The 26,098-nt window shown below is 70.0% G+C and carries 23 protein-coding genes and 1 riboswitch; of the genes, 12 read left to right on the top strand and 11 right to left on the bottom strand.

Going from position 1 to position 26,098, the window contains the following annotated elements; genetic code table 11:
• Positions 1-130 precede the first annotated feature (130 nt).
• Complete coding sequence (locus ACFVS6_RS01635; protein ID WP_389699928.1) at positions 131-781, top strand: HAD family hydrolase; 651 nt, start codon at positions 131-133, stop codon at positions 779-781.
• 225 nt (positions 782-1,006) lie between these two features.
• Positions 1,007-2,107 carry a globin domain-containing protein gene (locus ACFVS6_RS01640; RefSeq protein ID WP_389699929.1) on the top strand — a complete coding sequence of 367 codons (1,101 nt, stop codon included), beginning with the start codon at positions 1,007-1,009 and terminating at the stop codon, positions 2,105-2,107.
• Positions 2,108-2,140: 33 nt separating this feature from the next.
• On the opposite strand, the gene ACFVS6_RS01645 is transcribed toward ACFVS6_RS01640, so the two are convergent.
• The 5 genes from ACFVS6_RS01645 to ACFVS6_RS01665 form a co-directional block, all read right to left on the bottom strand.
• A complete protein-coding gene (locus ACFVS6_RS01645; protein ID WP_388891374.1) occupies positions 2,141-2,620 on the bottom strand; it encodes an NUDIX domain-containing protein in 480 nt (159 codons plus the stop codon).
• Between the two features lie 60 nt (positions 2,621-2,680).
• On the bottom strand, positions 2,681-3,577 hold the full coding sequence (locus ACFVS6_RS01650) for a LysR family transcriptional regulator (protein WP_389699930.1): 897 nt from the start codon (positions 3,575-3,577) through the stop codon (positions 2,681-2,683).
• Positions 3,578-3,753: 176 nt separating this feature from the next.
• Positions 3,754-4,920, bottom strand: a complete 1,167-nt coding sequence (locus tag ACFVS6_RS01655; protein ID WP_389699931.1) for a cystathionine gamma-lyase — start codon at positions 4,918-4,920, stop codon at positions 3,754-3,756.
• Entirely contained in the window at positions 4,917-5,420 is a 504-nt protein-coding gene (locus tag ACFVS6_RS01660; RefSeq protein ID WP_389699932.1) for a low molecular weight protein-tyrosine-phosphatase, read from the bottom strand. The genes ACFVS6_RS01655 and ACFVS6_RS01660 overlap by 4 nt, the downstream gene beginning before the upstream one ends.
• Positions 5,421-5,430: 10 nt before the next feature.
• The gene (locus ACFVS6_RS01665; protein ID WP_389699933.1) at positions 5,431-5,811 is read right to left on the bottom strand and encodes a phage holin family protein; all 381 of its coding nucleotides are present in this window, start codon (positions 5,809-5,811) and stop codon (positions 5,431-5,433) included.
• A gap of 87 nt (positions 5,812-5,898) precedes the next feature.
• On the opposite strand from ACFVS6_RS01665, the gene ACFVS6_RS01670 reads away from it, so the two are divergent.
• From ACFVS6_RS01670 to ACFVS6_RS01685, 4 genes are all read left to right on the top strand, one after another.
• A complete protein-coding gene (locus ACFVS6_RS01670) occupies positions 5,899-6,216 on the top strand; it encodes a cupin domain-containing protein (protein WP_281204936.1) in 318 nt (105 codons plus the stop codon).
• A 192-nt stretch (positions 6,217-6,408) separates the two neighbouring features.
• On the top strand, positions 6,409-6,636 hold the full coding sequence (locus ACFVS6_RS01675; protein ID WP_389700036.1) for a DUF5326 family protein: 228 nt from the start codon (positions 6,409-6,411) through the stop codon (positions 6,634-6,636).
• 279 nt (positions 6,637-6,915) lie between these two features.
• Positions 6,916-7,662 carry an IclR family transcriptional regulator gene (locus tag ACFVS6_RS01680; protein ID WP_389699934.1) on the top strand — a complete coding sequence of 249 codons (747 nt, stop codon included), beginning with the start codon at positions 6,916-6,918 and terminating at the stop codon, positions 7,660-7,662.
• A 96-nt stretch (positions 7,663-7,758) separates the two neighbouring features.
• Complete coding sequence (locus tag ACFVS6_RS01685) at positions 7,759-8,208, top strand: SsgA family sporulation/cell division regulator (RefSeq protein ID WP_389699935.1); 450 nt, start codon at positions 7,759-7,761, stop codon at positions 8,206-8,208.
• A gap of 16 nt (positions 8,209-8,224) precedes the next feature.
• On the opposite strand, the gene ACFVS6_RS01690 is transcribed toward ACFVS6_RS01685, so the two are convergent.
• On the bottom strand, positions 8,225-9,613 hold the full coding sequence (locus ACFVS6_RS01690) for a YibE/F family protein (RefSeq protein WP_389699936.1): 1,389 nt from the start codon (positions 9,611-9,613) through the stop codon (positions 8,225-8,227).
• Between the two features lie 75 nt (positions 9,614-9,688).
• Positions 9,689-9,833, top strand: a riboswitch (TPP riboswitch).
• Between ACFVS6_RS01690 and thiC the strand changes: the two genes are divergently transcribed.
• Both thiC and ACFVS6_RS01700 read left to right on the top strand, forming a co-directional pair.
• Complete coding sequence (gene thiC, locus ACFVS6_RS01695; protein WP_388891403.1) at positions 9,827-11,614, top strand: phosphomethylpyrimidine synthase ThiC; 1,788 nt, start codon at positions 9,827-9,829, stop codon at positions 11,612-11,614. Its footprint overlaps the riboswitch before it by 7 nt.
• Positions 11,615-11,776: 162 nt before the next feature.
• Positions 11,777-12,829 (top strand): aldo/keto reductase, encoded by a 1,053-nt coding sequence (locus ACFVS6_RS01700; RefSeq protein ID WP_389700037.1) that lies wholly within the window; start codon positions 11,777-11,779, stop codon positions 12,827-12,829.
• Positions 12,830-12,896: 67 nt separating this feature from the next.
• Here the strand turns inward: ACFVS6_RS01700 and ACFVS6_RS01705 are convergent, their stop codons facing one another.
• The 4 genes from ACFVS6_RS01705 to ACFVS6_RS01720 form a co-directional block, all read right to left on the bottom strand.
• Positions 12,897-14,048: a glycosyltransferase gene (locus ACFVS6_RS01705; RefSeq protein ID WP_389699937.1), complete on the bottom strand. Its 1,152-nt coding sequence runs from the start codon at positions 14,046-14,048 to the stop codon at positions 12,897-12,899.
• Positions 14,049-14,195: 147 nt separating this feature from the next.
• Positions 14,196-15,008, bottom strand: a complete 813-nt coding sequence (locus ACFVS6_RS01710) for a hypothetical protein (RefSeq protein ID WP_389699938.1) — start codon at positions 15,006-15,008, stop codon at positions 14,196-14,198.
• 149 nt (positions 15,009-15,157) lie between these two features.
• On the bottom strand, positions 15,158-16,420 hold the full coding sequence (locus ACFVS6_RS01715) for a metallophosphoesterase (RefSeq protein ID WP_389699939.1): 1,263 nt from the start codon (positions 16,418-16,420) through the stop codon (positions 15,158-15,160).
• 229 nt (positions 16,421-16,649) lie between these two features.
• The gene (locus ACFVS6_RS01720; protein WP_362875095.1) at positions 16,650-17,765 is read right to left on the bottom strand and encodes a LacI family DNA-binding transcriptional regulator; all 1,116 of its coding nucleotides are present in this window, start codon (positions 17,763-17,765) and stop codon (positions 16,650-16,652) included.
• A 362-nt stretch (positions 17,766-18,127) separates the two neighbouring features.
• Between ACFVS6_RS01720 and hisC the strand changes: the two genes are divergently transcribed.
• On the top strand, positions 18,128-19,210 hold the full coding sequence (gene hisC, locus ACFVS6_RS01725) for a histidinol-phosphate transaminase (RefSeq protein WP_389699940.1): 1,083 nt from the start codon (positions 18,128-18,130) through the stop codon (positions 19,208-19,210).
• A gap of 73 nt (positions 19,211-19,283) precedes the next feature.
• Here the strand turns inward: hisC and ACFVS6_RS01730 are convergent, their stop codons facing one another.
• Positions 19,284-19,652, bottom strand: a complete 369-nt coding sequence (locus ACFVS6_RS01730; RefSeq protein ID WP_389699941.1) for a cyclophilin-like fold protein — start codon at positions 19,650-19,652, stop codon at positions 19,284-19,286.
• Positions 19,653-19,841: 189 nt separating this feature from the next.
• Here ACFVS6_RS01730 and ACFVS6_RS01735 point away from each other — a divergent pair, with 189 nt between their 5' ends.
• The 3 genes from ACFVS6_RS01735 to cydD are packed head-to-tail and all read left to right on the top strand — an operon-like array spanning position 19,842 to position 25,994.
• Positions 19,842-21,347 (top strand): cytochrome ubiquinol oxidase subunit I, encoded by a 1,506-nt coding sequence (locus ACFVS6_RS01735; RefSeq protein ID WP_389699942.1) that lies wholly within the window; start codon positions 19,842-19,844, stop codon positions 21,345-21,347.
• An 18-nt stretch (positions 21,348-21,365) separates the two neighbouring features.
• Positions 21,366-22,367: a cytochrome d ubiquinol oxidase subunit II gene (cydB, locus tag ACFVS6_RS01740; protein ID WP_389699943.1), complete on the top strand. Its 1,002-nt coding sequence runs from the start codon at positions 21,366-21,368 to the stop codon at positions 22,365-22,367.
• A 60-nt stretch (positions 22,368-22,427) separates the two neighbouring features.
• Positions 22,428-25,994, top strand: coding sequence for a thiol reductant ABC exporter subunit CydD (gene cydD, locus ACFVS6_RS01745; RefSeq protein WP_389699944.1), 3,567 nt, complete (start codon positions 22,428-22,430; stop codon positions 25,992-25,994).
• Positions 25,995-26,098: the final 104 nt, after the last annotated feature.

The raw sequence follows: 26,098 nt of genomic DNA on the forward strand, positions 1-26,098 counted from the left end.
GCATCGGTCACGTTTCACGTGAAACACCGTCGGTTCCACGTGAAACATCGACCGGGCCACGCCGGTCTCGGAACCGTTTCACGTGAAACACGCTGTTTCACGTGAAACGGAGCGGCTAGCCTCGACGGCTATGACAATGCTGCACCTCTTCGATCTCGACGGGACCTTGATGTTCGGCTCGGCCGCGCCGGTCGAGATTTCCCGGCAGCTCGGCGTGGGCGTCGAGATCGCCGAACTGGAGCGGTCCTTTGCCGCACGCGAGATCAGCCCCCACCAGTTCTCGGTGGCCGTCCGGGAGCTGTGGTCGGAGCTGACGCCGGCGCACGTTCGGGCGGCGTTCGACGGTGCTCCGTGGCTGGCCGGCATCCGGGACGTCTGGCAGGAGATCCGCGAGCGAGGCGACTACTGCGCGGTCATCTCGCTGTCCCCGTCGTTCTTCGTCGAGCTGTTGTTGGAGTGGGGTGCCCATGCCGCCCACGGCTCGGTGTTCCCCGCGGTGCCCTTCACCCGTCCCGTCGACCTGGCGGGGATCCTGACGCCCGAGGGCAAGGTGGGCATCGCCGACCAGCTGTGCGCCCGGTTCGGAGTGAGCCGGGCGGACTGCGTGGCGTACGGGGACTCCCTGACCGACGCGGTCCTCTTCGACGCCGTCCCGAGGTCGGTGGCGGTGAACGCGCGCCCGTACCTGGCCGAACGGGCGACGTACGTCTACGAGGGCCGCGACCTCCGAGAGGCATACCAGCTCGTGGGTGTGACCCGCCCGGAAGTCGAGGCATCTTAAGGGGAAAGAGGGTTCGAAACGCAGAATTTGTCCATTCCCCCGCAGTGCTCTTGGTCGGCCGGCACGCTGTGAAACCCGGAACCACGGATTCGAGGCCGTGGCGCGTGCACACCGACCGAGATGCTCGAAGCGAGGCACCGCATGGACGCTCCGCCAATCAGATCGGCCAGACCGACGGGCCGGATACCCTCCGGGGGCGGTGCGAAGGAGCCCTCCCCGGATTCCGTGCTCATTCACCGGACCCTCGCGGAGATCGCACCCGTCGCCGACAAGGTCACCTCGTACTTCTACGCCCTGGTCTTCACGGGGCACCCCGAGGTGCGGGGAATGTTCCCCGCCTCCATGGACGTTCAGCGCGACCGGCTGTTGAAGGCGCTGCTGACCGCCGCAGAGCACATCGACGCCCCCGACGTGCTCGTCCCGTACCTCCGCCGACTGGGCACGGGGCACCGCAAGTACGGAACGATGGCCGGGCACTATCCGGCCGTGGGCGAGGCCCTGATCGGCGCCCTGGCCCGGTACGCGGAGTTCACCTGGGGGCCCGAGACCCAGGCGGCCTGGGTACGCGCGTACACGGCCATCTCCCAGATCATGATCGACGCCGCGGCCGAGGACGAGGCGCAGGCGCCCGCGTGGTGGCAGGCGGAGGTCGTCTCCCACGACCTGCGCACATCGGACATCGCGGTGCTGACGGTCCGCCCCGACCAGCCCTATCCCTTCCTGGCGGGCCAGTACACGAGCCTGGAGACCCCGTGGTGGCCACGGGTCTGGCGTAACTACTCCTTCGCCTCGGCACCGCGCGCCGACGGCCTCCTCTCGTTCCACGTCAAGGCCGTTCCGGCGGGTTGGGTCTCCAACGCCCTCGTACGGCACGCACAGCCGGGCGACGTCCTGCGGCTGGGGCCGCCGGCGGGGTCGATGGTGGTGGACCACACCACGGACAACGGCATGTTGTGCCTGGGGGGCGGTACCGGCATCGCCCCCATCAAGGCGTTGATCGAGGACGTCGCCGAGCACGGCGAGAGGCGGCCCGTGGAGGTCTTCTTCGGGGCGCGCAGCGACCACGACCTCTACGACAAGGACACCCTGCTGGGGTTGCAGCGATCGCACCCGTGGCTCTCGGTGCGCCCGGTGGTGGGCGGGGGCCTGGACGGCCAACTGCCGCAGGCCGTCGGTGAGCACGGGCCCTGGAGGTCGTACGACGCCTTCGTGTCCGGGCCGCCGGCGATGATCCGCAACGGGGTGGACGCCCTCAAGCGGATCGGCATCCCCGGGGAGCGGATCCGCTACGACGCGTTCGAGGAGCTGGCGGGCGTCGCCGGCTGAGCCCGGTACGGGCCCGCCGGCTTCCCGGCGTGCTCAGCCCAGATCGGGGGCGTGCATGGCGCGCACCCCCTCGATGTTCCCGTCGAGGTAGTGCCGCAAGGACAGCGGCACGAGGTGGACCGCCGCGATCCCGACCCGGCTGAAGGGCACGCGGACGATCTCGTACTCGCCCTCGGGCTCGTCGATCTCGGGGCCGTGGCGCTGTGAGAGGTCCATCGATTCGAGGTGACAGACGAAGAAGTGCTGCACCTTCACGCCGGTCACTCCCCCGGAGGCGATGTGCTCGACGGTGTCGACGAAGCAGGGCACCACATCGGTGATCTTGGCGCCCAGTTCTTCGTGGACCTCGCGGTGCAGGGCGTCCACCACGGTGTCGTCCGAGGGCTCCACCCCGCCGCCCGGGGTGAGCCAGTACGGGTCGACGCCGGGCTTGGTGCGCTTGATGAGGATCAGGTCGCCACCGTCGAGCAGGATCGCGCGGGCGGTGCGTTTGACCACGGGACGTTCGGTCATGGGAGAAGAGTGGCCCGGTACAACCCGTCTGAAACGCACCGCAGGCCGAAAACAGGGGGCTCACCAGTGCGCGGCGGCGCGCAGCAGCACGTCGTGGGCGCGGTCCAGGTGGGCGAGGGCGAGGCTACCGGCCCGTACGGCCAGGAACCAGGTCCGCAGTGGCGGTACGGGCGGGTCGAGCAGGGCCACGATCCGCCCGTCGTCCAGGGCGTCCCGGCACAGGTAGCGGGGCAGCACGGCGAGCCCGGCGCCGGCTCGGACGCACTCCAGCACGGCGCGCAGATCGGGTGCGACGACGGTGGCGGCCGGTTCGGGCGCGGAGTCGAAGAGGGCGGCCCAGTAGCGGGTCACGAGCGGCAGGCTCTCGTGGACCTCGACGACGGGGATCCCGTCCAGGGCGCCGGGGCCCCTGTCGCGCAGGTGGGCGGGGTCGACGAGGGCCGCCCAGTAGGGCGCCGCGATCAGCACCAGCTCCTCGTCGCACAGGACGGAGGAAGTGAACAGAGAGCCGCGCGGTCGGGCCGTGGTGACGACGAGGTCGTGTTGTCCGGCGCCCAGTCCGTCGAGGGTCGCCTCGGTACCGGAGGTGAACGCGGTGCGCAGGGTCTGACCCTGGACGACCAGGGGGGCGAGGGCGGGGAGCACCCGCAGGGAGAGGAACTCGGCCGGTCCGGCGAGGTGCAGGGTGCGTGACGCGCCCACCGACTCCCGCTCGGACTCGGTGATCCGTAACAGGGCGTCCAGGTGCGGGGCCGCCTTGTGGGCCAGCTCGTCGCCGATCGCGGTGGGTGTGACGCCACGGGCGCGGCGGTCGAACAGGGGCCGGCCCAGCTGGCGTTCCAGGGTCCGGATCTGCGAGGTGACCGCGGGTTGGGACAGTCCGAGGAGGCCGGCGGCCCGGGTGAACGAGCCCGCCCGGTGGACGGCGACGAAGGTGCGCAGCAGGGCCAGGTCCATGGCGGCCCCTTCCGGTGGGGGCCTTCAACTATAAATATGCCGATAGGCCCCTGTCGTTACCGTGATTGGACTCTGACGCTGAGTCAATTAGCCTTGCTGGTGTGGTTCTTCACTTGCGGAACCCGAGGAACGGTCCGAGCCACCAGGGGGGAGGCTCGGACCGTTCCCCGTGTCGTTCAGGCCCCGGAACCCGCTTGGTCAAGGGCCCGCAGCACATCGGCGACCAGATCCTCGGGATCCTCGGCGCCGGCGGAGAACCTGATGAAACCCTCCGGCACGGCGTCGCCGCCCCAGCGGCCGCGCCGCTCCGCCGTGGAGCGCACTCCGCCGAAGCTCGTGGCGTCCTCGACCAGGTGCAGGGCGGCCATGAAGCGTTCCGCGTGCGCGCGGTCCGGCAGCGTGAAGGAGACCACCGAGCCGAATCCGGACATCTGTCGGGCGGCCGTCTTGTGGGACGGGTCCGAAGGCAGGCCCGGGTAGCGCAGTCCGCTCACATCGGCGCGGTCGGCGAGCGCTTCCGCGATCGCGAGGGCGTTGGCCCACTGGCGCTGGGCGCGCAGCTGGATGGTGGCCAGCGAGCGGTGGGCGAGCCAGGCCTCCATGGGCCCGGGGATGGCCCCGACGATCTTGCGCCAGCGGCGGACGCCCGCGGCGAGCGCCGGGTCCCGGCACACGACGTAGCCGAGGAGGAGATCGCCGTGGCCGGTGAGGCCCTTGGTGCCACTGGCCACGGAGAAGTCCGCGCCGAGTTCCAGCGGCCGCTGCCCGAGCGGGGTGGCGAGGGTGTTGTCGACGGCGACCAGTGTGCCGCCGCGGTGCGCGGCCTCCACGAGGCGGCGTACGTCGCACACGTCGAGACCCGGGTTGGAGGGGGTTTCGATCCACAGGAGCCGGGCCCCGTCGAGGGCCGTCAGCTGGGCGTCGCCACCGGTCGGCGCCGTGCGCACCACGATCCCGTACGCCTCCAACTGCTCCCGGAGCAGTGGCAGCGCCTGATAGCCGTCGTCGGGTAGGACGACGGTGTCGCCGGTGCGGGCCTGGGAGAGGAGGACCGCGGAGATCGCCGCCATTCCGGAGGCGAAGACGATGGTCTCCGCGTCCTCCGATCCGGGTGCCTCCAGCTCGCCGATGGCGCGTTCCAGCAGGGTCCACGTCGGGTTGCTGTCGCGGCCGTAGGTGTACGGGCCCGACACGTCACCGGGGAGGTGGAAGTGGGCGGCGAACACGGGCCCGGGCAGGGTCGGTTCGTTCTTCACGGCTTCGGGGAATCCGGCGCGCACGGCCCGGGTTCCGTCGCCGTACCGGTCCGTCGTGGTGCTTTCACCGGATGGGTGCTCGTTCACGGGGTGTGCTCCTTCACCGCGGTGCGTACCGCGTCCAGCAGGCCGGGGCTCGCGGCCTCGACCAGCTCCAGGCATTCCTCGAACCCGTCGAGGGAGCCGTAGTACGGGTCCGGTACGTCCATCGCGTCCGGTATGCGGCCCGGCCCTGCCGCGGGGTCGTACGAGCGCAGCAGCCGGACCTTGGCCGCTGCCTCGGGGGTCGGTGCCAGGGCCCGCAGGTCGTTCAGGTGGCCGGAGTCGAGCGCGATGACGAGGTCGAGGCGGTCGAACCAGGAGGCCCGGAACTGTCGGGCCCGGTGTTCCTGCTCGTACCCGGCGGCCTCCAGCACGGCCACGGTGCGCGGGTCGGCGCCGTCGCCCTCGTGCCAACCGCCGGTGCCGGCGCTGTCCACCTCGACCCGGTCGTCCAGTCCGGCCCCGGTGACGTGGGCGCGGAAGACCGACTCGGCCATGGGCGAGCGGCAGATGTTGCCCGTGCAGACGAAACAGACGCGGTACATCGTCGGCCGGTCAGTTCTTGTCGGGCAGGGCCAGGTTCACGGCCCAGGAGACGACGGAGATGATCAGCCCGCCGAGGACGGCGGTCCAGAAGCCGTCCACGTGGAAGCTGAGGTCGAACTGCTTCGCCAGCCAGGAGGTCAGGAGCAGCATCAAGGCGTTCACGACCAGGGTGAACAGGCCGAGGGTGAGAACGAACAAGGGGAAGGAAAGCAGCTTCACCACGGGCTTCACGATGAAGTTGACCAGGCCGAAGACCAGGGCGACCAGGATCAGTGTGGCGGCTCGTCGGCCGGTGCTGCTGCCGTCGTCGAGCGTGATGCCGGCGAGCAGCCAGATGGCCACGGCCAGGGCTGCCGCATTGGCGAGCGTCTTGACTACGAAATTCGTCATGTGTCTGATCGTGGCAGAGAAGATCCTGGTGGGACATCAGCAGATCAGCGGATCCCACGGCAGCGGCGAACGAGGGGCACAGCAACGATGAAGGCCTTCCGGCTGGATGAGCTCGAGGCGGAGAGGGCGGCCAACGACGGCGCCTACCTGCAATTCCTGCGGGAACGGAACATGTCGGCGGGGTTGTACGCCCTGGAGGCGGGCCAAAGTGATCCGCAGCAGCCGCACCGGCAGGACGAGGTGTACTTCGTGGTCAGCGGTCGGGCCTCGATCACGGTCGGGGAGGAGACGACGGTGGTGGCCAACGGCAGCGTCGTCTACGTACCGGCGGGGGTGCCGCACAAGTTCCACCACATCACCGAACCCTTGAAGGTGCTGGTGGTGTTCTCCCCGCCGGAGGGCTGAGGGCGCGGGACCGGAGGCCTTCATCCCGGGGGCCCTCTTCCGGGGGCTGTCCTCCCGGGGGTCCGCGCCCGGTCCCCCTAGGGGGCGGATCAGGGGGTTCCGGGGGCTCCCGGGCCCCCGGCCGTGGCCGGCGGCTCCTAGCATCGGGACCAGGAAGTCACGGATGAGGAAGAGGTAGAAGACATGGACGGGATCCGAGCGATATTCGCGGGCATGCCCTGGTGGGTCAAGTGGATCGCCGTTCCGGTGCTGGCCATCTTCGTGTTCGGCGGGGTGATCACCAGCATCATCGGCACGCTGATCGGCCTGGTCTTCAAGCTGCTCCTCTTCGTCGCCCTCGTCGGCGGCCTGATCTTCGTGGTCAAGAAGTTCAGCGGCAGCGGTTCGAAGTCCTCGTCTTCCTCCTCCGGGGAGTGGTAGGAAACCCGCGACCCGGGCGGTACGGGATTGACCCATGCGGGGGAACGTGAGACGGCAAAACGCCCACACCGCTGGAATCGGCGGATAGGGTCGCAATCTGTGTCGCTCCCCTGGGCACCGTCAGCTGGTACTCCGCTCCGGACGGGCGATCAGGTCCGGAGCACCCGAGCAACACCCCCAGGAGCCACGGCACACGCGGGGGCGGCCCCCGCAGGGCGGGCCCCCCAGGCCCGCCGCCACGCCTGGGGGTGAGCTTTGTCTTCGGTTCACAATGCCGGTGTGCCGACTCTGATCGGTTCGGTGCAGAGAGCGCTGAGGCTGCTGGAAGCTGCGGGCTCCCACGGTGACGGAGCCCCGGCGAAACAACTCGCGCGCGAAGCCGGGCTCCCGCTCCCCACCGCGTACCACCTGCTGCGCACCCTGACGCACGAGGGCTATCTGCGCCGCGAGGGAGGGGTCTTCGTACTCGGGGCGGCCGCCGGGCGGTTGGCGGTTGGCGGACTTCAGCAGAAACGTCGCAGCATGATCCTCGACTCCCTCGCGCACTTCCGCGACGCGGTCGGGGCGCCCGTCTACTTCGCGGTCTACCGCGAGGGTGAGATCGAGGTCGTCGGCGTCTCGGACACCCCGGCCGACCCTGCCTGCGAGGAATGGGCCGACTTCCGCGCGACCGGCCACGCGCACGCCATCGGACAGTGCCTGCTGGCCCAGCTCGACGAGAAGGCGCGCAAGGACCACTACGACCGTCACCCGGTCGAGGGGATCACTCCCTACACCGTGCGGGACCTCCACGCACTGGAACAAAGAATCGCTTCGTTGGAACGGATGCAGCCGGTTACGGAGCGTCAGGAGTACGCGCTGGGCATCGTGTGCGCCGCCATCCCGATCACGGCGGGCGATACCGCCGCAACCATGGCCATTTCGCTCCCTGCGCACCAGGAAAGTCGGTTGCCCTATGCGGTGGATCGGCTACGGAGTGAAGTAGGCGCGCTGTTGAGCACCCTCTCGTTCTCTATCAGTATCTGAAAACTCACTCCTTGTGATCTCCGAGCGCTTCCACCACTCTTGTCAAGAGGGCTTGGGGGACCATTCCTGGCCACTTCCACTACAGCGGGGTAGGCAATGCGCGAGTCGGTACAGGCAGAGGTCATGATGAGCTTCCTCGTTTCCGAGGAGCTCTCGTTCCGGATCCCGGTGGAACTCCGGTACGAGGCTCGGGACCCCTACGCAGTACGCCTCACCTTCCACCTTCCCGGAGACGCGCCTGTGACCTGGGCGTTCGGCCGGGAGCTGCTTCTCGACGGCATCAACAAGCCCTGCGGCGACGGCGACGTGCACATCGCCCCCACCCACCCCGAGGAGCTGTCCGACGTCCACATCCGCCTCCAGGTCGGCGGGGACCGGGCCCTGTTCCGTGCCGGCGCGGCACCGCTCGTCGCGTTCCTCGACCGGACCGATCGGCTTGTTCCGCTCGGTCAGGAGCGCAACCTCGGCGACTTCGAGGGGGACCTCGACGAGGCGCTCGACAAGATCCTCGCCGAAGCCCGGCAGAACGAACAGAACGCGGGCTGAGCCGACCGGCTCCTCCTCAGCGCTTGCGCCGTCGGCCCCGGCCGCCGCGGACCGGTCCCGTGGCCGCCGCGCCGGCGGGGGCACCCGGCCGGTCCGCGGAAACGACCAGAGCGGCCAGGGCCGTGGTCACGGGAACCGATGCGACGAGCCCGATCGAGCCCACGAGGGTCCGTACGATCTCCTCCGCCACCAGCTCGCTGTTGGCCACCGACCCTATGCTGCTGTTGGCGATCGAGAACAGCAGCAGCAGGGGCAGAGCGGCACCCGCATAGGCGAGTACGAGGGTGTTGACCACGGACGCGATGTGGTCGCGGCCGATCCTGATCGCCGCCCGGTACAGGGCGCGCGGCCCCATCTTCGGGTCGGCCTGGTGGAGTTCCCACACCGCTGAGGTCTGGGTGACCGTCACGTCGTCGAGCACACCGAGCGAACCGATGATCACGCCTGCGAGCAGCAAACCGCTCATGTCGATGTCGGGGTAGAGGCCGTGGATCAGGCCGGTGTTGTCGTCGGTGTTCCCGCTCAGGAACGCCCAGTCGATGAACACCGAGCCCAACAGGCCGATCAGCAACAGTGAGACCAGGGTGCCGAGGACGGCCACCGAGGTTCTGGCCGTCAACCCGTGGCACATGTAGAGGGCGATCAGCATGATCGCGCTGGCCCCGACGATCGCGACGACCAGGGGGTTCGAGCCCTGCAGGATCGCCGGGAGGATGAAGAGGGTCAGGATCGCGAAACTGATCACGAGGGCGATGAGTGCGAACAGGCCCCGCAACCGGCCGACCACGACGACCGCCACGGCGAAGATGCCGGCCAGCAGGGCCATCGGGAGCTTGCGGTTCACGTCGATCACCGAGTACTGGAGGTCCCGGGGGGCGTCCGGCGCGTGGGCGACGACCACCTCCTGACCCTGCTTCAACTGCCGTGGGGCGCCCGGCTGGACGATCTCGAAGAAGGCGCGCCCCTTGTCGGGACCGCTACCGACCACGACGGTGGCCTTCTTGCAGTCGCCGGTCTGCGAGGCCTTCGCCTCGCGGCCCTGGGGGGTCGAGAGATCGCCGGTCGACGGCACCTGCGCGGCGTTCACCGATTTGCAGTCGACGCTTTCGAGTGCGACGACTTGGCCCTGCTGGGTCTGCCGGTCGAATCCCACGCCGGTCCGTTCGTGGGCGGGGGCGCCGCCCGGCCACAGGACCGCCATGCCGATGAAGACGGCCGCCGCGAAGGGGATCAGTACCGCGGCGATGACCTTGCGCAGGTGCTTGGAGACGGGGGCCGCCGGCCCGTGGCTGTGGCTGTGGGAATGGCCCTGTGCGGGCCCGGCCGCATGTCCATGGGAGGCGTGCTCGTGGTCGTGGTGACCCGTGGGTTCGGTGGGCTCGGTGGGGGGCTGCGGCGAGGACATCACCGGCAGATCATCGCAAGAGATGAGGGGGCCCACTGTTCAGCACGCCACAGATGACGCTAGCGTGGGGGCACCTTTGCACAACGCGGGAGCTCGGAGCACCGGGCTGAGAGGGCGCTGATCACCGTACGCACATGAGAATGCGTACGGGAAGAGGCTGCGTCGACCGCCGAACCTGTTACCGGGTAATGCCGGCGTAGGGAGATAGGTCTCATGACCATTCAGGACGCACGCACGCCTGCCGTCAGCCAGGACGCCGACGGCGGGAACGAGCGCCAGCCGGGCTGGCACAAGGGCTACGTCGCGGGCTCCCGCCCCGACATCCGGGTGCCGGTCCGCCAGGTCCACCTCACCAACGGCAAGGACGTGACGCTCTACGACACGTCGGGTCCGTACACCGACCCGCAGATCGAGACCGATGTCCGTCGGGGCCTCGCGCCGCTGCGCGAGAACTGGATCATCAGCCGTGGCGACACCGAGGAGTACGCGGGCCGCCCCGCGCGCCCCGAGGACGACGGCATCAAGCACACCTCGCCCCGCGGCGGCCTCAAGAACCTCGACGCGGTCTTCCCGGGACGCCCCCGGCAGCCCCGCCGCGGCCGTGGCGGCGCCGCCGTAACCCAGCTCGCGTACGCCCGCCGCGGCGAGATCACCCCGGAGATGGAGTACGTCGCGATCCGCGAGAACGTCTCCCCCGAGGTCGTCCGTGAGGAGATCGCCGCAGGTCGAGCGGTCCTTCCGGCCAACGTGAACCACCCCGAGATCGAGCCGATGATCATCGGCAAGCGGTTCCTGGTGAAGGTCAACGCCAACATCGGCAACTCCGCGGTCACCTCCTCCATCGAGGAGGAGGTCGACAAGATGACCTGGGCCACCAAGTGGGGCGCCGACACGGTCATGGACCTCTCGACCGGTCGCAACATCCACACCACCCGCGAGTGGGTGCTGCGCAACTCCCCCGTCCCGATCGGCACCGTGCCGCTCTACCAGGCGCTGGAGAAGGTCGACGGCCGCGCCGAGGACCTGACCTGGGAGATCTACAAGGACACGGTCATCGAGCAGGCCGAGCAGGGCGTCGACTACATGACGGTCCACGCGGGCGTGCTGCTCCCGTACGTACCGCTGACCGCCCGGCGCAAGACCGGCATCGTCTCCCGCGGTGGTTCGATCATGGCCGCGTGGTGCCTGGCGCACCACAAGGAGAACTTCCTCTACACGAACTTCGAAGAGCTCTGCGACATCCTCGCGACCTACGACGTCACGTACTCCCTGGGCGACGGCCTGCGCCCCGGCTCCATCGCCGACGCCAACGACGCCGCGCAGTTCGCCGAACTGAAGACGTTGGGCGAGCTGAACACCATCGCCAAGCGCCACAACGTCCAGACGATGATCGAGGGCCCGGGCCACGTCCCGATGCACAAGATCAAGGAGAACATCGACCTCCAGCAGGAGATCTGTGAGGAGGCGCCGTTCTACACGCTCGGCCCGCTCACCACGGACGTCGCGCCCGCGTACGACCACATCACCTCGGGCATCGGCGCCGCGATGATCGCCTGGTGGGGCACCGCGATGCTCTGCTACGTCACGCCCAAGGAGCACCTGGGCCTGCCCAACCGTGATGACGTCAAGACCGGCGTCATCACCTACAAGATCGCCGCCCACGCGGCGGACCTGGCCAAGGGGCACCCGGGCGCCCAGGAGTGGGACGACGCCCTGTCGGACGCACGGTTCGAGTTCCGCTGGGAGGACCAGTTCAACCTGGCCCTCGACCCGGACACGGCCCGCGAGTTCCACGACGAGACCCTGCCGGCCGAGCCGGCCAAGACCGCGCACTTCTGCTCCATGTGCGGTCCCAAGTTCTGCTCCATGAAGATCTCGCAGGACATCCGCCGCCAGCACGGTGGAGACCTGAAGGCCGACGAGATCGAGGCGGGCATGGCGGAGAAGTCCGCCGAGTTCGCCGCTGCGGGCAACCGCGTCTACCTGCCTCTGGCGGACTGACGCACGTTCGGGGGGAGTGCTGCTCCCGGTCGGCGGAGTGCCGCCGACCGGGAGCAGCGCCGTGTCCGGGCCCTGGAGACAAGGGAGTTCGGACCTGAGGGATCGGGGGTCCGGTCCTTGACCTGGAGCGCGCTCCAGGTCCTAGAGTGCCGCCGCATGAGCATGGGATACCGAAATCTTGGTGGTACCGGCATCGAGGTGAGTGCCCACTGCCTGGGCACGATGATGTTCGGCGCGGTGGGGAACCCGGATCACGAGGAGTGCGTGCGGATCATCCACGCCGCACTCGACCGGGGCATCAACTTCGTCGATACGGCGGACATGTACTCCGCCGGTGAGTCCGAGGTGATCGTCGGCAAGGCCCTCAAGGGGCGGCGCGACGACGTCGTGCTCGCCACGAAGGTCCACTTCCGGATGGGCGAGGGCCGTAACCGGAGCGGCAACTCGCGGCGGTGGATCGTGCGGGCGGTGGAGGACAGCCTGCGCAGGTTGGACACCGATTGGATCGACCTCTACCAGGTGCACCGGCCGGACCACACGACCGACGTCGAAGAGACCCTGTCGGTCCTCGGTGACCTGGTCAGGGCCGGCAAGATCCGCGCCTTCGGCTGCTCGACGTTTCCGGCCGAGGAGCTCGTGGAGGCGCACCACGTGGCCGAGCGGCGGGCGCTGCCCCGGTTCCGTACGGAGCAGCCGCCATACTCGATCCTCGCGCGGGGCATCGAGGCGGACGTGCTTCCGGTCGCCCTTCGGTACGGGATGGGAGTGCTGACCTGGAGTCCGCTCGCTTCCGGCTTCCTGAGCGGGAAGTACCGGCTCGGTGAGCCCGTCGACATGACCTCGGGGCGGGCGGCGCTGACTCCGGCACGGTTCGATCCGGCGATCCCCGGCAACGTCGCCAAGCTGGAAGCGGTGGAACAACTGGTCGAGTTGGCCGAGTCGATCGGATGCACGCTGCCGGAGCTGGCCGTGGCGTTCCCCGTCGCCCATCCCGCCGTCACCTCGGTGATCATCGGGCCGCGGACGATGGAGCAGATGGAGTCGCTGCTGAAGGGGGCCGGGCTAATCCTGGACGACGCGGTGCTCGACCGGATCGACGAGATCGTGGCGCCCGGCGTGAACCTCTACCGGCCGGACGGAGTCTGGCGCCCGCCGGCCCTGTCGAACGCCGGTCTGCGCCGCCGGGCACTCGGCGAGCGGGCAGCCGCGTCGTAGAGGGGCGTGGGTCGCGTTGTTTCACGTGAAACGGATGCTGTTCGTTTCACGTGAAACACGCGGGTGGTCACATGTGGGCGGTTGTTTCACGTGAAACAGGAGGGGCCGTTTCACGTGAAACAGACAGGGAGGGGCCACGGAGGGAAGCGACCGCGAAGGCGCGGTTGTCCTCCGTCTGGCGCCGGTACGCCTCCGGCAGGTCCGGCAGGGCGAGCAAGCGGTCGCAGGCGCTGAGCGACGCGTCCATGTCGCCGACCCAGTAGGCGTTGATCGAGTGCTCGAAGAGCAGGCCCCACCGGTACACCCAGGGCTGGACGAAGAGCAGATCGTCCGGCACCGGGCGATCCAGGACGGCTGCGGTCACGGCGTGGGCGGAGTGGTACCGGCCGAGCATCCTGAGTCGTGCGGCGAGTTCATAGCAGGCTTCCAGCCGGCCGGGACGCGAGTCCCAGGCCCGTGAGAGGGCGTCCATGGCGGCGGGCCAGTCCCCGGCCTCGCCCTGTAGGACACCGACCTGGAGCAGTGCGTAGTAGACCTCCTCGCCCCAACCGCCCATGCCGGCGCGGCGTTCGTAGAGCTTGATCGAGGCCGCGGTGTCGCCCATGTCCCGCAGGGTTTGCGCGAGGTAGAAGACGGTCCGGGTGTTGGACGGGTCGCGTTGCAGTTCGGCGCCGAGCAGCCGCGCGTCCCGTTCGTACTTGTCGTGTCGGGAGCCGCCGTCGGCGTAGTCCTCGATGACGAGCGCGTCGAGGTTCTCCTGGAGGCCGGGCCGCCGGTCGTTCTCGTCGCGGCGGTCGCAGGTCAGGTACTCGTGGGTGACGCCTTCGTACCGCCAGGGGAGATCGGCACGGACCAGGCGTTTGATGCGGTACTCGGTCGCGCCCTCGTGGCGGAGCATGTAGGAATCCGCCGTGAGGGCGGGCAGGGGCCCTTCGGGGCGCAGGACGTGGTCGGCGTCGAGGAGCAGCACGTAGTCGGCCTTGCCGAGACCGTGCCCGATGTTGAGGCTGCGGTTGTGCCCGAAGTCGACCCACGGTTCCTCGTGGAGTTCCCCGGGGATCCCGTCCAGGGCGCTTCGGATCAGTTGTGGGGTTCCGTCGGTGGATCCCGTGTCGGAGATGGCCCAGGTGTCGATGAGCCCCCGTACCGACTTGAGGCAGCGCTCGATGACGGCGGACTCGTTCTTCACGATCATGCACAGGCAAATCGTCGGCTTCACGGCCGCTGACCCTAGGGACGGGGCCGGTGCCGAGCGGCGAGGCACGCCGGGGCGCGAACCCGGGTGGCCCTCGCGGACGGCCAAGTGGGCCCTCCGGATGGGCCGATCCGCTGACGACGGGGCGCCTCGGCGAACCGGCCGTGGTTGTCAGTCCGGTTCGTGTTCGGGGCCGCCGAAGTCCGGGCTGGTGAAGTCCGGCGACGCGTAGCCGGGCCGGGGCCCCTGTGAGGTCGATCCGGGGCTGGTGAAGTCGGGTCGGCTGTATCCCAGTTGCGGGATGCGTCCGGCCCCCGGCGTTCTCGGGGTCGGATAGCCGTCGGCGCTCGGGTCGGCCAGGGCGTCCCGCAGGAACGGGATGATTCCCCGCTCCAGCAGCGCGTTGCGCCAGGCCTCCCGGGCCCGTGAGAGCTCGTCGGGGACCGCCACGGTCTCCGCCGCCGCGACCTCCGTCGAGCTGTTGCGCAGCGCGGTCACCAGCAGGCCGATGACCGCGAACAGCAGGGCGGCCACGGTGAGTGCCCCGAAAAGCCAGCCCGCCGTCAGCATCGTCTTCGCGAAGGCCGGTTCGGGATCGATCATCTTCAGGCTGTAGCCCACCAGCAGGAAGATCAGCATGGAGGTGCCGGCCAGGACGGGCGCGAGGACGGCCACGACGGCGCTCAGGCCGGCCCCGTCGTCCCGGTCGCCCGTCACGTACTCCCCCCTGCCGGTGGAGGCCGACCGGGCTTCGTCGCGGAGTTCCGCGCGGACCTTCACGTAGTGGTCGTACTCGGCGGCTGCCGCGGCGGTCAGCAGCGCGATCGCGTTCAGTGCCATCGTGCGCAGTTGTTCGGCGTTGAGCCGTTCGCCCAGGGTGGCGAGCTCGGGCCGTTCGTCAGCCGTGCGCAGCGTTTCGTCAAGGAGCCGGTCGAACTCGGGCCGGTCTTCGGTCAGCAGGTGCGGAGCGCTGGTCATGTGCATCCCCCGATGCTCCGTACAAGCCGGTTTGCCCGCGTAGACCCCGGGCACCGGCACAAACGGAGGAGAGCCTGCTACGGATAGAGCGATGGTAGAGCGCCCCTGCCACGCCGTGACAGGGGCTTTGCCGAAATACCCCGCTCCGAGAACGCTCAGTCGCGCAGAGGTAGTTGAACGACGAGCAGCTTGCCGGCCATGGTGACGCCGCCGTCCATGGCGATGGCCAGGCCCTCCGCGTACACGTGGGGGCCGTCCACGGCCTCCGGACCGCGGGTGCCGTCGCCGTCCTCGGTGCCCACCTCGCCGAGCAGGTAGGGGATGGGGCTGTGGCCGTGGACGACGCGTCCACCGCCGTAGGTGCCGAGGAGTTCCCGTACGGCGTGGGGTCCGGTCTCCTCGTCGCGGAAGGCGAACCGCTTGGTGAACTTGCGGAACAGGTCCCAGGTGATGTCGGCGTCGTTGCGGTTGAGGAGTTCGTGGATGTTGTCGTTGACGTCCTCGATGGAGTCGCCGTAGTCGAGGTACGCGGTGGTGTCGGAGTGCAGGAGCAGGTGCCCGTCCTCCAGCGCGGCCGCGTCCAGCCGCGACATCCACTGCAGGTGGACGTCCTCCAGGCGCTCCATGTCGGTGCGCTGGCCGCCGTTGAGCAACCAGGCGGCCTGGAAGGTGGCGGTGCCCGCCCCCGAGTGGACGGGGGTGTCGCCGAACCGCTTGGCGCCGATCAGCAGGAGTTCGTGGTTGCCCATGAGGGCCTTGCAGTAGCCGCCGGCCGCGGCGGCCTCGGCGGAGAGCCGCATGACGAGGTCGATCACGCCGATGCCGTCGGGCCCGCGGTCGGTGAAGTCGCCGAGGAACCAGAGCCGCGCGTTGCCCGCGGACCACCGCCGGTCGGCGTCGATGAGGTCCTGCGCCTGGAGCTCGGTGACCAGTTCGTCGAGGTACCCGTGGACGTCGCCGACCACGTACAGCGGGCCCGGACCGGTGGCCTGGGCCTCCTGGGGGACGTACTGGACCTGGACGGTGTCGCCGGGCCCGCCCTGCGCGCCGCGCCCGATGACGGGGAGGTCCCGCTGCGTCGGCGTGTATCCGTCGTCGGGCTCGGGCTCGTCGTCGCCCGGCTCCGGCGCGTGGTCGTCGGCGTGGGCCGCGGCCGTGCGCTGGTGCGGGACGGTGTCCGGTGCGGGACGGGCCGTGGGGGTGGAGCCGAGGTACTCCGGCTGCCCCGGCACGTATCCGGGCACCGGGGGTACGGGCGCCGCCGCCGTTCCGTAGTACGCGGGATGCCCGCCGTACCCGGGGGCGTCCCCGGGCAGGCCGGTGGACGCCTTGTGAGGCGCGGGTTCGCCGACCGGCACCCGGAAGTCCCGCAGCGTGTCCGTCCGCATCGCGGGTCCCTGACCGGCCCCCTGAGTCATCGACCCCTCCACCACCGTCGCGCTGCCGTACACCTGCGGACCCTCTGACCTCCGGGTCGGAGGGTCCGTGATGTCGTGCGCCCATCATAGGAATGCGGCTCGCGCTCTGTGACGCACCAGGGGTGGTGAATCCTGGCCGGAGCCGGTTGTTCCTACTGTTTTATCCCGATATCGGTGTTGCGGAAATCCTGGGCGGGGTCGTGGACCCCGCCGTGCCGTGGTCCGGAGGTCAATCCTGGGCCGGTGAACGGGGTGGGCTGACGGTGGTTCGGGGCGTCCTGCGCTGCGAGGAGGTACGGATGATGAGTTCGGTCGGGACGACCTGCTCTACGGGGCGTCCGGTGTCGACCCCCTCGATCGCGTCGATGAGCAACTGCACTACGGCGGTGCCGATGCGGCGCGGTTTGAGGGACAGCGTGGTGATGGGCGGTTCGGTGGTGGCGTAGACGGTGGATTCGCTGCAACACACGAGGAGCAGGTCCTCAGGGACGCGCAGGCCGTAGCGCCGGGCCGCGGCGAGGAGGTCGGTGCCGTTGGGGTCGAAGAGCCCGTACACGGCATCGGGCCGGTCGGGCCGGGCGAGCAGTCGGTCGGCGGCCACGGCCCCGGCGCACGGGTCGTGGGCGGGGTAGGACTCGTAGACCGGGTCCTGGCCGACGCGTTCGCACCAGCTGAGGTATGCGGTGGTGGAGAGCCGGGTGTAGGTGTCGGTGGTGGTGCCGGTCAGCAGCCCGATGCGGCGGGCGCCGGCGGCTGCGAGGTGGTCGAGGAGGCCGAGCACGGCCGCTTCGTGGTCGTTGTCCACCCAGGCGGTGACGGGGAGGGTGCCGGCCGGTCGGCCGTCGGAGACCACGGGGAGTCCCTGACGGACCAGCTCGCTGACCACGGGGTCGTGGTCGGACGGGTCGATCACGACGGTGCCGTCCAGGGCCACGTTGGACCAGACGTCGTGTCGTGAGGTGGCGGGCAGGATGACGAGGGCGTACCCACGGGCGAGCGCGGCGGAGGTGGCGGCCCGTGCCATCTCCGCGAAGTACGCGAATTCGGTGAAGGTGAAAGGTTCATCCCCGTACGTCGTCACGGTCAGGCCGATGAGGCCCGACTTGCCGGTACGGAGGGTGCGGGCGGCCGCGGAAGGGCGATAGCCCAGCCGGTCGGCGACCTCGCGGACGTGGCGGCGGGTGGCGTCCGGCAGCCGCCCCTTGCCATTGAGCGCGTCGGAGACGGTTGTGATGGAGACGCCCGCTGCGGCGGCCACGTCTCTGATGCCGGCCCGGCCCTGTCGGCCGCCGACTCGCCGGGTGGTCTCGGCCCGGCTCACCTGATGCTTCCCTGCTGCTGTCATGGCGAGCCGATAGTAGGGCTCGGTGGGGTGGGTGGTCCGGATGCATATGCACGCGTTGACAGGCACGATTCTGCATGTTTCGCCACCCCCAATGACCTTGGAAACGAAGGTCTTTGGTCGCTCTGGGTGAGGGTGCCGCTTGTCGACGGGTACGAGCATGCCAAAACGGTGGCGTGCCGGACCGACCGCAACTCACCTTCACGAGGGACGCGCGCCACGGCGCAGGCCACCGGCGCGCGCATATATGCGCGCGCTCCCCCCGTGTTCCGGGCGCCTGCCATTCTCGGATCGGCGGAATCCTCATAAGGTGAGCAGTATTGAGTCGACGGTGCCGTCGACGGGACGGTCGAGGAGGACCTGCGGTGAGCGAGAAGAGCCCGAAGCTGCGCGCCGAGCTGGACGGCATTCCCACCTACAAGCCCGGAAAGCCCGCTGCCACCGGCGGGCCCGTGGCGTTCAAGCTGTCCTCGAACGAGAACCCGTACCCGCCGCTGCCGGGCGTCCTGGAGAGCGCGGTCGCGGCCGCGGGCCGGTTCAACCGCTACCCGGACATGGCCTGCACGGGCCTGGTGAACGAGCTGGCCGACCGTTTCGGGGTGCCGGTCGAGCACATCGCCACGGGCACCGGTTCCGTCGGGGTCGCCCAGTCGCTGATCCAGTCGACGGCGGGTCCCGGCGACGAGGTCATCTACGCCTGGCGGTCCTTCGAGGCATACCCGATCATCACGCAGATCTCGGGCGCGACGTCGGTGCAGGTGCCCCTCACCGACGGGGACGTGCACGACCTTGACGCCATGGCCGCGGCCATCACGGACCGCACGCGCCTGATCTTCGTGTGCAACCCCAACAACCCCACCGGTACCGCGGTACGCCGGGCCGAGCTGGAGCGCTTCCTGGACCGGGTGCCCTCGGACATCCTGGTGGTGCTGGACGAGGCCTACCGCGAGTTCGTCCGCGACGCCGACGTTCCCGACGGCATCGAGCTCTACCGCGACCGCCCGAACGTCGCGGTGCTGCGCACGTTCTCCAAGGCGTACGGGCTGGCCGGTCTGCGGGTCGGGTTCGCGGTCGCGCACGAGCCGGTGGCGGCCGCGCTGCGCAAGACGGCCGTTCCCTTCGGCGTCAGCCAGCTCGCCCAGGACGCCGCGGTCGCCTCGCTGCGGGCGGAGGACGAGCTGATGGGCCGGGTCGGTTCGCTGGTGGGCGAGCGTGCGCGCGTGCACAGCACGCTGCTCGCCCAGGGTTGGACGGTCGTCCCGGACACCCAGGCCAACTTCGTGTGGATGCGGCTGGGGGAGCGGACCGCCGATTTCGCGGCGGCCTGCGAGAAGGCCGGTGTGGTGGTCCGGCCCTTCGCGGGTGAGGGCCTGCGGGTCACGATCGGTGAGACCGAGGCGAACGACCTCTTCCTGCACACGGCGGAGGCGTTCTTCAAGGAGCTGTAGCCGACGCCCGGGAGCGCGGCCGAGAGGGCGTGGCCCGGGGACGTGGTGCCGGACGGCGGCCCCCGGGGCGTGGTTACACGCGCTCCACGCGGATGGGGTCGCCGTCGCGGACGGTGGACAGCAGGCGGGGGTCGCCGTCGAACGAGCCGAGGACGTTGCACGGGCTCGCCAGGCGGCATTCGTCCCCGCGCGCGATGGGCGTCGGACCGTAGGGCAGCGCGAGCGCGTCGCCGTCGGTCCAGAACGCGACGGTGCCCGGGGCGACGACCTGCTGGGCGTCGTGCTCCAGGGCGACGGACAGCCCGGTGTCGAAGTAGACCTCCTCGCCCCACGTGTTGGCGGAGGCCGATATCGGGAGGGCCTCGACCAGGGCCTTGCTGGTCGGGGTCTCTTCGAGGGTCGCGGTGAGCTGGCCGGCAGGCCAGGAGATTCTTATCTGCATGCGCCGCATTCAACAATCTGTTGAATGTCTTGGCTAGGGGGACCCCGCCGCACAGGCTTCCGAACTCGTGCGCCATAATGCTTGTGAATGTGAACGCGTTCACAAGCGTGTCCCGCTTCCTCCCGAATTGAGTGGGACACAAACGGCAGACTGCCGCTGTGACCACGGTGACCCGAAGGAGACGAGGACGTGGACCTAGCTTTGGCGCCGGAGACGCTGGCGCGATGGCAGTTCGGCATCACCACCGTCTACCACTTCCTGTTCGTTCCCCTGACGATCTCGCTCGCCGCGCTCACCGCCGGCCTGCAGACCGCATGGGTCCGGAGCGAGAACGAGAAGTACCTCAGGGCCACCAAGTTCTGGGGCAAGCTCTTCCTGATCAACATCGCGATGGGTGTCGTCACCGGCATCGTCCAGGAGTTCCAGTTCGGCATGAACTGGTCCGACTACTCGCGCTTCGTCGGCGACATCTTCGGGGCGCCGCTGGCCTTCGAGGCCCTGATCGCCTTCTTCTTCGAGTCGACCTTCATCGGCCTGTGGATCTTCGGCTGGGACAAGCTGCCCAAGAAGATCCACCTCGCCTGCATATGGATGGTGTCGATCGGCACCATCCTGTCCGCCTACTTCATCCTGGCGGCCAACTCCTGGATGCAGCACCCGGTCGGCTACCGGATCAACGAGGAGCGGGGTCGGGCCGAACTCACCGACTTCTGGCTGGTCCTCACCCAGAACACCGCGCTGACCCAGTTCTTCCACACGATCACGGCGGCCTTCCTGGTCGGCGGCGCGTTCATGGCCGGCATCGCCGCGTACCACCTGGCGCGCAAGAAGCACGTCCCGGTCATGAGGAGCTCGCTGCGCCTCGGTCTCGTAGTCATGATCATTGCCGGTATGGGCACCGCGATCAGCGGCGACCTCCTCGGCAAGGTGATGTACAAGCAGCAGCCGATGAAGATGGCCGCCGCCGAGGCCCTGTGGGACGGCGAGGCGCCCGCGCCCTTCTCCGTCTTCGCCTACGGCGACGTCGACAAGGGCCACAACAAGGTCGCGATCGAGATCCCCGGCCTGCTGTCCTTCCTGGCCAACGACGACTTCACCTCGTTCGTCCCGGGCATCAACGACGTCAACAAGGCCCAGCAGGAGAAGTTCGGACCGGGCGACTACCGGCCCAACATCCCCGTCGCCTACTGGGGCTTCCGCTGGATGATCGGCTTCGGCATGGCCTCGCTCTCCATCGGTGTCGTGGGGCTGTGGCTGACCCGCAAGAAGTTCCTGCTGCCGGTGGGGCTGCGCACCGGACCCGACGAGGTGCCGAACCTGGTCCTCTTCAAGAAGGCCCTCAGCCCGCGCCTCGCCAACCTGTACTGGGTCGTCGCGCTCTGGACCATGTGCTTCCCGCTCATAGCCAACTCCTGGGGCTGGATATTCACCGAGATGGGCCGTCAGCCCTGGGTCGTCTACGGGGTGCTGCGCACCCGGGACGCCGTCTCGCCGAACGTCACCCAGGCCGAGGTCCTCACCTCGATGATCGGCTTCACCCTGCTGTACGCCGTCCTCGCGGTGATCGAAGTCAAGCTCCTCGTGAAGTACGTCAAGCTCGGCCCCCCGGAACTCACCGAGGCCGACCTGAACCCGCCGACGAGGATCGGCGGGGACGACAAGAACCCCGACCGTCCGATGGCCTTCTCGTACTGAGACTGCGGAGACCACCCCATGCAACTCCACGACGTCTGGTTCGTCCTCATCGCCGTCCTGTGGATCGGCTACTTCTTCCTGGAGGGCTTCGACTTCGGAGTCGGCGTACTCACCAAGCTCCTCGCCCGTGACCGCACGGAGAAGCGGGTCCTGATCAATACGATCGGACCCGTCTGGGACGGCAACGAGGTGTGGCTGCTCACCGCGGGCGGCGCGACCTTCGCCGCCTTCCCCGAGTGGTACGCCACGCTCTTCTCGGGCTTCTACCTGCCGCTGCTGATCATCCTGATCTGCCTCATCATCCGCGGCGTCGCCTTCGAGTACCGGCACAAGCGGCCGGAGGACAAGTGGCAGACCAACTGGGAACACGCGATCTTCTGGACCTCGCTGATCCCCGCGTTCCTGTGGGGCGTGGCCTTCGCCAACATCGTGCGCGGCGTGAAGATCGACCAGGACATGGAGTACGTCGGCACCTTCCTCGACCTGCTCAACGTTTACTCGATCCTGGGCGGTCTGGTGACCCTCACCCTGTTCACCTTCCACGGCGCGGTGTTCACCTCGCTCAAGACGGTCGGTGACATCCGGGAGCGGTCGCGCACGCTGGCCACCCGGCTCGGCGTGGTCACGGCGGTGCTGGCCCTCGTCTTCCTGATCTGGACGCAGGCGTCGCGCGGTGACGGCTGGAGCATGATTGCGATGGTCGTCGCGGTGCTCGCGCTGGTCGGGGCCCTGGGCTTCAACCTGGCGGGTCGTGAGGGCTGGTCGTTCGCGCTCTCGGGGATCACCATCGCGGCCGCCGTCGCGATGCTGTTCCTGACGCTCTTCCCGAACGTCATGCCGTCCTCCCTGAACGACGCCTGGAACCTCACGGTCACCAACGCCTCGTCCAGCCCGTACACCCTGAAGATCATGACCTGGTGCGCCGCGGTGGCCACTCCGCTCGTCATGCTCTACCAGGGCTGGACCTACTGGGTGTTCCGCAAGCGGATCGGGACGCAGCACATCGTCGACGCGCACTGAGGCACCTGCTCCCCCCGATGCCCGACTCTCCTGCTCGACCCTGCCGAGGAGATGTTTCACGTGAAACCGATCGACCCGCGCCTGCTGCGGTACGCCCGTTCCACCCGCCTCTTCCTGGGGGCGGTGGTGCTCCTCGGGCTTGCCGGAGCGGGGCTGGTCGTCGGTCAGGCGATGCTCATCGCCGAGATCGTGGTCGGCGCCTTCGAGCAGGACCTCGGCGCCGCTGAACTGCGCACCCCGCTGCTGCTCCTCGCCGCGGTGGCCCTCGGGCGCGGTCTGGTCGCCTGGCTCACGGAAATGGCCGCGCACCGCGCCGGTGCGGCGGTCAAGTCCGAGCTGCGGGTGCGGCTGCTGGACCGCGCCGCCGACCTGGGACCCGGCCCCTCCGGCAGCCGGCGGACCGGGTCGCTGGTGGCCCTGGCCACCCGGGGGGTGGACGCCCTCGACGACTACTTCTCCCGGTACCTGCCCCAGCTCGGGCTCGCCGTCGTCGTACCGGTCGCGGTCCTCGCCCGGATCGTCACGGAGGACTGGGTGTCGGCGGCCATCATCGTCGTCACCCTGCCGCTGATCCCGCTCTTCATGATCCTGATCGGCATGGCCACCCAGTCCCGGATGGACCGCCAGTGGCGGCTGCTGTCGCGGCTGTCGGGGCACTTCCTGGACGTGGTGGCCGGACTTCCGACGCTGAAGGTCTTCGGACGGGCCAAGGCCCAGGCCGAGTCGATCCGCAAGATCACCGACGACTACCGCCAGGCCACCATGCGCACGCTGCGCATCGCCTTCCTCTCCTCGTTCGCGCTGGAACTGCTCGCCACGCTGTCGGTCGCCCTGGTCGCGGTGACCATCGGCATGCGGCTCGTCCACGGCGAACTCGACCTCTACACCGGTCTGGTCATCCTGATCCTGGCGCCGGAGGCCTACCTGCCGCTGCGGCAGGTGGGGGCCCAGTACCACGCGGCCGCCGAGGGCCTGGCCGCGGCGGAAGAGATCTTCGAGGTGCTGGAGACGGAGCCGCCGACGACGGGCGGCGGCGCCCGGGTGCCGGACTCGGAGCTGCGGATCGAGTTCGACGGGGTCGAGGTGCGTTACGAGGGCCGGAGCGCGAGCTCGCCCGGTCCCGTGTCCCTGGTCGTGGAGCCCGGCGAGTGCGTCGCCCTGACCGGGCCGAGCGGCGCGGGCAAGTCCACGCTGCTGAACGTACTGCTGGGCTTCGTCACGCCGACGGCCGGACGGGTGCGGATCGGCGCCGTCGACCAGGCGGAACTGTCCCTCGAACAGTGGCGGGAGCGGATCGCGTGGGTGCCGCAACGGCCGCACCTCTTCGCAGGGAGCATCGCCGAGAACGTACGGCTGGCTCGGCCCGGGGCCGGTGACGAGGACGTGGAATCGGCGCTCCGTGACGCCGGTGCCTGGGAGTTCGTGTCCGCGCTGCCGGGCGGTGTCCGCACGGCGCTGGGTGAGGGCGGGGTCGGGCTGTCGGCGGGACAGCGGCAGCGCCTCGCACTGGCCCGGGCGTTCCTCGCCGACCGTCCGGTGCTCCTGCTGGACGAGCCGACGGCGGCCCTCGACGGGGAGACGGAGGCTGCCGTCGTGGACGCCGTACGACGCCTCGCGGTGGGCCGGACCGTCCTTCTGGTGGTGCACCGCCCGGCGCTGCTGGCCGTGGCCGACCGGGTGGTGGCGGTCGGTGAGGGAGCTCCCGTGCCTGCGGGTTCCGCGGATCCGGTGGCCGGGCCCGTGGAGGTCGCCGGGAACGCGGGGTCCGCGGCCGCGCCGCCGCGGGCCCAGGTCCCGGTGGCGGACCCCGGGGAGTGGATCCTCGGGCCCACCTCCGAACGGGTCGCCGCGGGGGGCGCCATCGGGACGGGCGGCGGCGATCCGCTGAGCCGGGTGAGGGCCGCGGCCGCAGCCTGGCAGGGAAGGTTCCGGCTCGGTCTGCTGCTCGGGGCGCTCGCCGTCGGGTGCAGCGTCGGGCTGTTGGCGGTGTCGGGGTGGCTCATCTCGCGCGCCTCCGAGCAGCCGCCGGTGCTCTACCTGATGGTCGCCGTCACGGCGACGCGGGCCTTCGGCATGGGCCGGGCCGTGTTCCGCTACGCGGAGCGGCTCGTCTCGCACGACGCCGTCCTGCGGATGCTGGCCGACCTGCGGGTCTCGGTGTACCGCCGGCTGGAGCGGATCGCCCCCGCCGGACTGCGCGAGCAGCGGCGCGGGGACCTGTTGTCCCGACTCGTGGCCGACGCCGACGCCCTCCAGGACTACTGGCTGCGCTGGCTGCTCCCGGTCGGCACCGCGGTCCTCGTCGGAACCGGGTCGGTGGCGTTCACGGCCTGGCTGCTGCCCGAGGCCGGTGCGGTCCTGGCGGTGGGTCTGCTCGCGGCCGGCGTCGGCGTGCCGTTGATCAGCGGCGCCTGTGCGCGGCGCGCGGAGCGGCGCCTCGCGCCGGCCCGGGGCGAGCTCGCCACCCGGGCCGCCGATCTGCTCACGGGTACGGCCGAACTGACCGTCGCCGGGGCCCTGGCCGGCCGCAAGGACCTGGCGCGGGAGAGCGACGGGGTGCTGACCCGGATCGCCTCGCGCGGGGCCTTCGCCACCGGACTCGGCGGCGGGCTGTCCGCGCTGGTCTGCGGGCTGACCGTGGTGTGCGCCGCGCTCGCCGGCGCGGCCGCCGTCGCCGGAGGACGGCTCTCCGGGGTGGCCATGGCGGTGGTCGTACTGACCCCCCTCGCCGCGTTCGAAGCGGTCAGCGGACTTCCGCTCGCGGTCCAGTACCGCCAACGGGTCCGCCGGAGCGCCGAGCGGGTCTACGAGGTCCTCGACGCCCCGGTGCCCGTGGTCGAGCCCGCCGAACCCCTGGAGGCGCCGGCCTCGCCCTTCCCGCTGCGGCTGACCGGCCTCGCCGCGCGCCACCCCGGGCAGGAACGGGACGCCCTGCACGGGACGGACCTGACGCTGGAAGCGGGCCGGCGCATCGCCGTGGTCGGGCCCTCCGGCTCCGGCAAGACCACGCTCGCGCAGGTGCTGCTGCGGTTCCTGGACCCGAGCGAGGGCACGTACACCCTGGGCGGGATCGACGTACGCGCCCTCGGCGGCGACGACGTGCGCCGCGCGGTGGGACTGTGCGCCCAGGACGCCCACCTGTTCGACAGTTCCGTCCGCGAGAACCTCCGGCTCGCCCGTACGGGGGCGAGCGAGGCCGAGCTGCGCGAGGCACTGGCGGCGGCCCGGCTGTGGGAGTGGGTCGAGGGACTCCCGGACGGGCTGGACACCCTCGTCGGCGAACACGGTGAGCGGATCTCGGGTGGTCAGCGGCAGCGGTTGGCCCTGGCCCGGGCGCTGCTCGCGGACTTCCCCGTGCTGGTCCTGGACGAGCCCGCAGAACACCTGGACCTCGCCACCGCGGACGCCCTGACAGCGGACCTGCTGGCCGCGACCGAGGGCCGGACCACCGTGCTGATCACGCACCGGCTCGCCGGCCTGGAGGCCGTCGACGAGGTGCTGGTCCTGGACCGGGGAGCCGTCGTGCAGCGTGGCGCCTACGCGGAGCTGGCCGCCGTCGAAGGGCCGCTGCGCCGCCTCCTGGACCGGGAGCGGGAAGCCGACGGGTTGCCGGCGCGCCACGGCTGAGGCCGCCGCCGGGGGCGGTCCGGGGCGGCCCGGAGCACGCCCCTCTGGCGCGTTCAGGATGCGGCGACTTTCCCCACCAAAGGGGACTAACTAGGCTCAAGGTC

Origin of the sequence: Streptomyces sp. NPDC057939, from assembly GCF_042887545.1 — a bacterium.
In the GTDB taxonomy this organism is placed as follows: Bacteria; Actinomycetota; Actinomycetes; order Streptomycetales; family Streptomycetaceae; genus Streptomyces.

Coding starts and splice junctions, on each gene's coding strand:
- cydB (WP_389699943.1), top strand. CDS start 21,366: ATGCAACTCCACGACGTCTGGTTCGTCCTCATCGCCGTCCTGTGGATC.
- thiC (WP_388891403.1), top strand. CDS start 9,827: ATGACCATTCAGGACGCACGCACGCCTGCCGTCAGCCAGGACGCCGAC.
- ACFVS6_RS01635 (WP_389699928.1), top strand. CDS start 131: ATGACAATGCTGCACCTCTTCGATCTCGACGGGACCTTGATGTTCGGC.
- ACFVS6_RS01690 (WP_389699936.1), bottom strand. CDS start 9,613: ATGTCCTCGCCGCAGCCCCCCACCGAGCCCACCGAACCCACGGGTCAC.
- ACFVS6_RS01710 (WP_389699938.1), bottom strand. CDS start 15,008: ATGCACATGACCAGCGCTCCGCACCTGCTGACCGAAGACCGGCCCGAG.
- ACFVS6_RS01720 (WP_362875095.1), bottom strand. CDS start 17,765: ATGACAGCAGCAGGGAAGCATCAGGTGAGCCGGGCCGAGACCACCCGG.
- ACFVS6_RS01700 (WP_389700037.1), top strand. CDS start 11,777: ATGGGATACCGAAATCTTGGTGGTACCGGCATCGAGGTGAGTGCCCAC.
- ACFVS6_RS01685 (WP_389699935.1), top strand. CDS start 7,759: ATGCGCGAGTCGGTACAGGCAGAGGTCATGATGAGCTTCCTCGTTTCC.
- ACFVS6_RS01660 (WP_389699932.1), bottom strand. CDS start 5,420: ATGTACCGCGTCTGTTTCGTCTGCACGGGCAACATCTGCCGCTCGCCC.
- ACFVS6_RS01730 (WP_389699941.1), bottom strand. CDS start 19,652: ATGCAGATAAGAATCTCCTGGCCTGCCGGCCAGCTCACCGCGACCCTC.
- ACFVS6_RS01645 (WP_388891374.1), bottom strand. CDS start 2,620: ATGACCGAACGTCCCGTGGTCAAACGCACCGCCCGCGCGATCCTGCTC.
- ACFVS6_RS01715 (WP_389699939.1), bottom strand. CDS start 16,420: ATGACTCAGGGGGCCGGTCAGGGACCCGCGATGCGGACGGACACGCTG.
- ACFVS6_RS01650 (WP_389699930.1), bottom strand. CDS start 3,577: ATGGACCTGGCCCTGCTGCGCACCTTCGTCGCCGTCCACCGGGCGGGC.
- ACFVS6_RS01670 (WP_281204936.1), top strand. CDS start 5,899: ATGAAGGCCTTCCGGCTGGATGAGCTCGAGGCGGAGAGGGCGGCCAAC.
- ACFVS6_RS01665 (WP_389699933.1), bottom strand. CDS start 5,811: ATGACGAATTTCGTAGTCAAGACGCTCGCCAATGCGGCAGCCCTGGCC.